Raw genomic sequence first — 986 nt, 5'->3', positions numbered from 1 at the left:
TTGCTGACATTCCACTGGTAGAGAATGAAGCCTATGTCCGCGAGCTTCTACAGCTGGCGGTGATGGATGACCTTCTAGGGCCTGCTTGTGGCCCTCATGAAGAAATCGCTGAGATGAGCGTCCGTGATCGCTACCTGGTCGGTAAGTTTGCACCACAGGGAGAACCCACTGATGGCCTGGCAAAAGCGACTGGTGATGATGAGCCAGAGTCATTGGAAGTTCATACCGGCTACAGCGATCCTGGTGCGGAATTCGAAAAAGCCAATAACTCAGTGGCTGGTGATGCTGAGCCTTCTGAAGAAGTAGATACTTCCAATAACCACTCTTTGGTTCCGTCCAGCTTCGGTCTGACATTTTGCGTAGATGGCGATGTTGATGCTGTAGAGGTTTCTGCAAGTTGGGGGCGTTATGAAAGAGCAGAGAGTGATATTACCCTTGACCGGAGAACGGGCAAAGCAGCCAGAGTTTGGAAGCGAATCCCCTGTGGCGGCACGCTGACCTTGCCACTGAAGGACGGTTCGATTCCAGCTACAGCTGTAGACAGAGAAAATTCAGGCATCGTCGTTCAAGGCTCTATCAGGCCACCAAACCATAAAGGGGATCGATTAGTCACCCTGTTTCTGGTTAACGCCCAAGAAGAGCTAGAGCAGAACAGAGATGCCAACTGGATCTTTCAGCCTGAGCTAACAGTTACTGCTACAGGTGGCTCCAGTGCAGCCATTTTCAGACGCAGACCTGTTCTGGATAGTGAGGGAGATGACCCTGAACGGGAAGCTCTGGAAATGATCTATCGCAAGCAGGTTGAGTTTGCTGTTGGCCATGGTATTTCTGTTCATTCATCTGTGAAGGAAGATAACCTGGAAAAAGCGGTTTCTATCAAAACCGTGGTATTACCCCAAAGTGAAGTGCCAGTTACTGAAACACCAGGGCTGAACGAAGATGACCGGCCAGCAATGCGCCATATGGTTGATAGCGGATTCCTTGAC

General features: G+C 50.4%; 1 pseudogene. It reads left to right on the top strand.

The features are described 5' to 3' along the window. Positions 1–986, top strand: a pseudogene (locus J7438_RS25905) (DISARM system helicase DrmA); the annotation flags it as partial.

Source organism: Thalassotalea sp. G20_0 (assembly GCF_017744175.1).
Taxonomy (GTDB): domain Bacteria; phylum Pseudomonadota; class Gammaproteobacteria; order Pseudomonadales; family Endozoicomonadaceae; genus Endozoicomonas.
This window is presented reverse-complemented; position numbering and strand designations above follow the sequence as displayed.